The 6,838-nt window shown below is 58.9% G+C and carries 6 protein-coding genes and 1 pseudogene; all 7 read left to right on the plus strand.

Annotated features, from left to right (window positions below; translation table 11 throughout):
* Positions 1-3 precede the first annotated feature (3 nt).
* On the plus strand, positions 4-1,200 hold the full coding sequence (locus H9646_RS07720) for an acyl-CoA dehydrogenase family protein (RefSeq protein ID WP_191722762.1): 1,197 nt from the start codon (positions 4-6) through the stop codon (positions 1,198-1,200).
* Positions 1,201-1,225: 25 nt separating this feature from the next.
* A complete protein-coding gene (locus H9646_RS07725) occupies positions 1,226-2,362 on the plus strand; it encodes an acyl-CoA dehydrogenase family protein (protein WP_191722763.1) in 1,137 nt (378 codons plus the stop codon).
* A gap of 5 nt (positions 2,363-2,367) precedes the next feature.
* Complete coding sequence (locus H9646_RS07730) at positions 2,368-3,174, plus strand: oxepin-CoA hydrolase, alternative type (protein ID WP_191722764.1); 807 nt, start codon at positions 2,368-2,370, stop codon at positions 3,172-3,174.
* A gap of 39 nt (positions 3,175-3,213) precedes the next feature.
* A complete protein-coding gene (locus H9646_RS07735) occupies positions 3,214-4,464 on the plus strand; it encodes a CaiB/BaiF CoA transferase family protein (RefSeq protein ID WP_191722765.1) in 1,251 nt (416 codons plus the stop codon).
* Positions 4,465-4,571: 107 nt separating this feature from the next.
* Complete coding sequence (locus H9646_RS07740; protein ID WP_191722766.1) at positions 4,572-5,573, plus strand: Bug family tripartite tricarboxylate transporter substrate binding protein; 1,002 nt, start codon at positions 4,572-4,574, stop codon at positions 5,571-5,573.
* Positions 5,574-5,605: 32 nt separating this feature from the next.
* Positions 5,606-6,595 carry a Bug family tripartite tricarboxylate transporter substrate binding protein gene (locus tag H9646_RS07745; RefSeq protein WP_191722767.1) on the plus strand — a complete coding sequence of 330 codons (990 nt, stop codon included), beginning with the start codon at positions 5,606-5,608 and terminating at the stop codon, positions 6,593-6,595.
* A gap of 167 nt (positions 6,596-6,762) precedes the next feature.
* Positions 6,763-6,838: pseudogene (locus tag H9646_RS07750) on the plus strand (electron transfer flavoprotein subunit beta/FixA family protein); the annotation flags it as partial.

A 6,838-nucleotide genomic window follows, 5' to 3' on the forward strand; every position in this document is an offset into this window, starting at 1 on the left:
GATATGGATCTTCAATTCACCCCCCAAGAAGAGGCGTTTCGCGCCCAGGTGCAAGCCTTTTTGCAAGACAAGCTGTCCCCCGAGCTGGCACGCAAGGTCAAGAACGGTCAGATCCTGAACAAGCAAGACCTGGAAAGCTGGCACACCACGCTCAACACACAAGGCTGGCTGGCCAACCACTGGCCTGAGCAGTACGGCGGACCCGGCTGGGGTGCGGTGGAGAAGTTCATCTTTGAACATGAATGCGCACTGGCTGGTGCGCCCCGCATCGTGCCATTTGGCGTGAACATGCTGGGCCCTGTCCTGATCAAGTACGCCAGCGAACAGCAAAAAAGCTACTGGCTGCCACGCATTCTGAGTGGTCAGGACTGGTGGTGCCAGGGCTATTCGGAGCCTGGTTCGGGCTCTGATCTGGCTTCCGTGAAGACCACGGCGGTGCGTGATGGCGATCACTACATCGTCAATGGCCAGAAGACCTGGACGACGCTGGGCCAGCACGCCAACATGATTTTCTGCCTGGTGCGCACCAACAAGGACGTGAAGGCACAGGCCGGCATCAGCTTCTTGCTGGTGGACATGAACACACCCGGTGTGACGGTGCGACCCATCATCACGCTCGATGGTGAGCATGAAGTCAACGAAGTGTTCTTTACCGACGTGAAGGTGCCGGCTGAGAATCTGGTGGGCGAAGAAAACAAGGGCTGGACCTACGCCAAGTACCTGCTGACCTATGAGCGCACGAACATTGCGGGGGTGGGCTTTTCGGTGGCGGCGCTGGAAAAACTGAAAGTGGCTGCAGACCGCATGCACTACAACGGCAAGCCTTTGTCGCAGGACCCTTTGTTTGCCGCGCGTATGGCCCGTGTGGAAATTGATCTGGAAAACATGAAGACCACCAACCTGCGCGTGATTGCTGCCGTGGCAGGTGGCGGTGTGCCGGGTGCAGAAAGCTCCATGCTCAAGATCAAGGGCACCGAGATTCGCCAAGAGATTCTGTCGCTCACACGCCGTGCCATGGGCCCTTACGCCGTGCCGTTTGTAGAAGCGGCCATGCATGACGGCTACAGCGAAGCACCGATTGGCCCTGAAGAAGCCACCGCCGCAGCGGCGGCGTACTTCAACTACCGCAAGCTGTCGATCTTTGGCGGCTCCAACGAAATTCAAAAGAACATCATCTCCAAGATGATCCTCGGCCTGTAAGCCGGGCAAGGGAAGCAACAAGACCATGAACTTCGAACATACCGAAGACCGCCGCATGCTGGCGGATACCTTGAACCGCTTTGTCTCTGAGCAGTACGGGATCGAGCACCGCAACCAGCTGGCTTATGGGCAAGAAGGACATAGCCCGGCGCTGTATGCGCAATTTGCCGAACTGGGCGCTATTGGTGCGCTGTTTCCAGAAGATGCAGGAGGCTTTGGCGGCGCAGGTTTTGACATCAGCGTGGTATTTGAAGCGCTGGGCCGTGGCCTGGTGGCTGAGCCTTTGCTGGATGCTCTGGTCGTGGGTCAGGCATTGATTGCTGCGGGCAGCGAATCGCAAAAAGCCAAACTGCAAGACATCATTGCCGGTGACCTGATCTGTGCGCTGGCGCACGATGAACCGGGCAGCCATTACGAGCTCCATAACGTCTCAACCACCGCAACCCAAACGGCCAGCGGCTGGGTGCTGAACGGCACCAAGGGCGTGGTGGCACTGGGCGAGAAGGCTGATTTGTTACTGGTGAGTGCACGTACGGGCGGCTCACAGCTGGACGCCAGCGGTATCAGCCTGTTTCTGGTGGATGGCAGTGCCGCAGGGCTGAGCAAGCGTGGCTACCAGCGTTTTGAAGGAGGTCGCGCCGCCGACATCACGTTCAACAATGTACAGGTGCCTGCCGATTCCCTGGTGGGTGCTCAAGGCAAGGGCTACGCCGTACTGGAGCACATCAGTGGCTACGCGCTGCTGGCGCTGGCGTCTGAATCGCTGGGTGCCATGGACGTGGCCAAGCAGCACACGCTGGAGTACCTGCAAACGCGCAAGCAGTTCGGGGTGGCCATTGGTACTTTTCAGGCGCTGCAGCATCGCATGGCCGATGTGCTGCTGGAGATTGAACAAGCCCGCTCTGCTGTCATCAATGCGGCCTCGGCAGTGGATACCGCCCAAGGCGCTGCCAAAGAAAAGGTCCTGTCGGCGGCCAAATACACCGTGGGCTATGTGGGCACCAAAGTGGCACAGGAAAGCATTCAGCTGCACGGCGGTATTGGCATGACCTGGGAGCTGCCGCTGGCGCATTACGCCAAGCGTCTGGTGATGATTGATCACCAGTTTGGGGATGAAGACCACCATCTGGCACGCTTCATTGCCCTTGGGCAGCAAGGTTGATCGCCATGACCGAACCACTGCTCGTACGCCGGGAGGGGAATGTTCTCATCCTCTCCAACAACAACGTGGCAGCGCGCAATGCGCTGTCACCCGAGTTTTATGCCGCTGTGACGCAGGCCTTGAACGGCGCGGCTGCAGACCCCAGCGTTGGCGCAGTGGTGCTGACCGGGGAAGGCGGCCACTTTTGTGCCGGCGGAGATTTGCGTCAGTTGGCCAAGCGCCGTGATCTGCCCGTGCAGGAGCGCCGCGAAAAGCTGGAAGGCTTGCACGATCTGATCCGTGCGGTGCGTGACTGCCCCAAGCCGGTCATTGCTGCCGTTGAAGGCGCTGCTGCGGGTGCAGGCCTGTCGCTGGCATTGGCCTGCGACATGCTGGTGGCTGCCAAAAACAGCGTGTTCTCCGTGGCCTATGTGAAGGTGGGTTTGACCCCCGACGGCGGTGCCACGGCATTTCTGGCCGAGTTTGTCTCGCGCCAGGTGCTCACCGAGCTGTGCCTGACGGGCGAGCGCATCAATGGTGAACGCATGGCACAGATGGGCGTGGTGAACCGCTTGGCAGAACCGGGTCAAGCCATTGTGCTGGCCGTGGCGCTGGCACAGCAGATAGCGCAGGGGCCAGAGCTGGCCATGGCACGCATCAAAGGCCTGTGCCGCGTTGCGCCGCGCAGCACGCTGCAAGAGCAACTGGAGCTGGAAGCCCAGTACATGGTGCAGTCGCAAGAGAGCGAAGAGAGCCGCGAAGGGATTGGTGCTTTTCTGGAAAAGCGCACGGCCCAGTTTCGCCAGCCTTCGGCCATCGTGCTGACGCAATAACACCTACAACGACGCATCAAGCGCAGGGAGACAAAAACTATGACTACCACACCAACATTGCCTGAAGGCATGGACTTTCCGCTGGAAGGCGTGCGCGTACTGGATTTGTCGCGGGTATTTGCCGGCCCTTTGTGCGGGCAGGTGCTGGCCGACTTTGGGGCAGAGGTCATCAAGGTGGAGCACCCGGGCCGGGGCGATGACACCCGTGACTGGGGCATGCGCATTGGCAAGACCGAGACGACCTACTACAACAGCATGAACCGCAACAAGCGCTCGGTGACGCTGGATTTGCAAAGCGCTGAAGGCGTACAGATCATTTATGACCTGCTGCCCCAGTTTGATGTGGTGGTGCACAACTTCAAGCATGGCGGTGCAGACAAGCTGGGTCTGGGCTACGAGAAACTCAAGTCCATCAAGCCAGACCTGATTTACTGCAGCGTAGCGGGCTACAACAGTGACACCCCGGAAGCCAAGCGCCCCGGCTATGACCTGGTGATTCAGGCCGAAGCTGGACTGATGGCCATCAACGGTGAAGAGGGGACACCGCCCTTGAAGTTTGGTGTGGCCGTGGTCGATTTGATGACCGGCATGTACGCCGCGCAGGCTGTGCTGGCTGCGCTGTACCGCCGCTGCCGCAATGGCCGTGGCCGCCAGATTGAGCTGGCGCTGTACGACTGTGGTGTCACCATCAATGGTTACTACGCACTCGACTCCATGCTGCTGGGTCACGATACGCAGCGCTACGGTAATGCCCACCCTTCCATCGTTCCTTACGGCATGTTTGAGGCGCAGGATGGGCCATTGATCATTGGTGTGGGCAACAACGGGCAGTTTGAAAAATTCTGTCGCAACGTCATTTTGCGCCCCGATATTTTTGAAGACCCACGCTATGCCACCAACGTGGAGCGCGCCAGAAACCGTCTGGAGATCTTGCCGCTGCTCAAGAGCATTATCGCCAGCCACCCACGCCAGCTGCTGCTGGAGCGCATGCATGCCTGCGGCATTCCGTGCGGCGAAGTGGCAGGCCTGCACGAAGCGCTGACCAGCAAACGTACCCAGCAAACCGGCATCTTTCACCAGGTGCCGCACCCCGTGGTGGGCAAGACCTGGGTGTTTGCCCCGCCTTACCGCCTGGATGGTCAGCGTCTACCCATCCGCAACGCACCACCTACGCTGGGTGAGGCGACGCGGGAAGTGCTGCAAGAGCTGCTGTCCATGACGGATGAACAGCTGCAGGCACTGAAAGAAAAGGGTGTTCTGACCCTGCCAGAGGCACCGACGCCCCACTGATTATTTACCCCCGCACTGCGCGTCACAACAGCTCCGCAAGAGGGCTGTGTGCGCGCCAGCGTTGGGCCATTTCGCATCCAACACCGCAATTTCCGGGAGACAACCACATGGATTGCAACAACACCACCCGTCGTCAGTTGATGCTGGCCGCTGCCGCAGCGGCAGGCTCCAGCCTCGTGGGCCTGCCCGCCTGGGCCAAGGCCGCCTATCCCAGCAAGCCCATTCGCTTCATCGTGCCTTTCAACCCGGGTGGCGCGACCGACATCGTGGCACGCGTGCTGGGTGAGGCCATGTCCAAGAAGCTGGGGCAGCCCATCGTTGTGGAAAACAAGGCCGGTGCTTCGGGCATGCTGGGTACCGACCAGGTCGCCAAGTCGGCCCCAGATGGTTACAACGTGGTGCTGTCTCTGAGCACCTCGCTGCTGATCAACCAGTTCCTGTACTCCAAGATGGCCTACAACCCGCAAAAGGATTTGCTGATGCTCTCGGAGCTGGCATCGGCGCCTGTCACGCTGGTGGTGCACCCTTCGGTGCCTGCCAACAATATGCAAGAGCTGCTGGCGTGGGTGAAGGCCAACAAGAGCAAGGTGTCGTACGGTAGCTGGGGTGTGGGCTCGTACGCCCACCTGGGTGGCGCATACATGAGCAAGTCCATGAATGCCGACATGAGCCACGTGGCTTACCGCGGTGAAGCACCCATGATCCAGGAGCTGATTGGCGGGCAGTTGCAGCTGTGCTTTTCCAGCGCCCAGAACACCAAGCCGTTCATCGATTCCGGTCGCCTCAAAGCCATTGGTGTAACGGGCAAGGCACGCATGGCCGTGTTGCCCAATCTGCCCACGATCTATGAGCAAGGCGTCACCGATGACGCCTACTCGATCGCAGGCTTTGTCGGCATGGCCCTGCCTGCAGGCACACCCAAAGAGATCGTGGATGTGCTGTACGCCGCACTGCAAGAGGCATCCAAAGACGCCAAGGTCAAAGAGCGTATTGATGGTGCTGGTTTTTTGCCGGTGTTCAGCAGCCCTGAAGAATTTTCAAAAACCTATGCCAAAGCCGTACCTGTGTGGAAGTCACTGATTGAAGTGGCTGAAGCCAAGGTGGACTGATCAAAAAACGATATCAATCAGAGACAAAAAGCATGCAAAAACATTCCCATTCCATCACTCGCCGCATCTTGCTGGCCAGCGCTACTACCTTGCTGGCTGGCAGCGCGCTGGCACAGGCCGCATGGCCCAGCAAGCCCATCACCTTGATCGTGCCTTTCCCTCCAGGAGGCCCCACGGACGTGGTTTCGCGCATTGTGGGCAAGGAGTTGTCTGACCGTCTGGGTCAGCCCATCATTGTGGAAAACAAGGCTGGCGCTTCCGGTGCCATTGCGGCAACCCAGGTCAAACGCGCGGCACCCGATGGCTACACACTGATGACGCTGGCAACCCCTACGCTGTTTGCCCCGCTGTTTTACAAGAACACGGGCTACGAAATTTCCAAGGATTTCACTCCCATCGCCATGGTGTATGACCTGCCCATCGTGATGGTTGTCAATGCTGAAAAGCTGCCTGGTGTCACCACGCTGCCGCAGCTGATTGAAACCGCACGTGCGCAAAAAGGGGCGCTGAACTACACCACCAGCGGTGCAGGCAGCTTTGGTCATATGAGCATGGAGCTGCTCAAGGATCTGGGCAAGTTCGACATGCAACACGTGGCCTACAAGGGTGGCGTGCCCGCAATCACCGACACCATCGGTGGTCAGGTCCCCATCATGTATGCCGATCTGGTCGCCGCTTTGCCACACATCAAATCCGGCAAGCTGGTGGCTGTGGCCGTGGGCTCGCCTGAGCGTGTGAAGGTGATTCCTGAGATCAAGACCATTGCTGAGCAGGGCATTGAAGGCTTCTCTGCTGTCTCGCTGGGCGCATTCCTGGGCCCCAAGGGCATGCCGCCTGCAGTGGTCGAGCGGCTGAACAAGGAAATCAAGGAAATTCTGGCGCAAAAATCAGTGCAAGACCGCATCCTGGGTGCTGGTGCCATTGCGCGCTTCATGCCTGCAGCACAGCTGCAGCAAAGCCTGGCGACCGATTACGCCAAGTGGAGCAAAGTCGTGCGTGAAAAAGGCATGGCTGCTGAGTAAGCTAGTCTGTGCGCCTTCCACCGGCTGAGCCACGTGGAAGGCGGCCATCATGCAGCCTTCACGATCGGTGATGGCTGTATTTTTAAATACTGAATTCATAGCTGCTAGCGCCTGATGTATAAGCGTTAGTGACCGTTTTAACCAAAAATTTCTGAAAGAACAAAGCCATGAAGGTATTGGTCCCAGTCAAGCGCGTGGTGGACTACAACGTCAAAGTCCGTGTGAAGTCTGACGGCACAGGCG

Source organism: Comamonas avium (genome assembly GCF_014836675.1).
Taxonomy (GTDB): Bacteria; Pseudomonadota; Gammaproteobacteria; order Burkholderiales; family Burkholderiaceae_C; genus Comamonas; species Comamonas avium.

What these genes read in the sequence shown, in the direction of transcription:
- H9646_RS07720 (WP_191722762.1), top strand. Translation starts at nt 4, where the DNA reads ATGGATCTTCAATTCACCCCCCAAGAAGAGGCGTTTCGCGCCCAGGTG.
- H9646_RS07725 (WP_191722763.1), top strand. Translation starts at nt 1,226, where the DNA reads ATGAACTTCGAACATACCGAAGACCGCCGCATGCTGGCGGATACCTTG.
- H9646_RS07730 (WP_191722764.1), top strand. Translation starts at nt 2,368, where the DNA reads ATGACCGAACCACTGCTCGTACGCCGGGAGGGGAATGTTCTCATCCTC.
- H9646_RS07735 (WP_191722765.1), top strand. Translation starts at nt 3,214, where the DNA reads ATGACTACCACACCAACATTGCCTGAAGGCATGGACTTTCCGCTGGAA.
- H9646_RS07740 (WP_191722766.1), top strand. Translation starts at nt 4,572, where the DNA reads ATGGATTGCAACAACACCACCCGTCGTCAGTTGATGCTGGCCGCTGCC.
- H9646_RS07745 (WP_191722767.1), top strand. Translation starts at nt 5,606, where the DNA reads ATGCAAAAACATTCCCATTCCATCACTCGCCGCATCTTGCTGGCCAGC.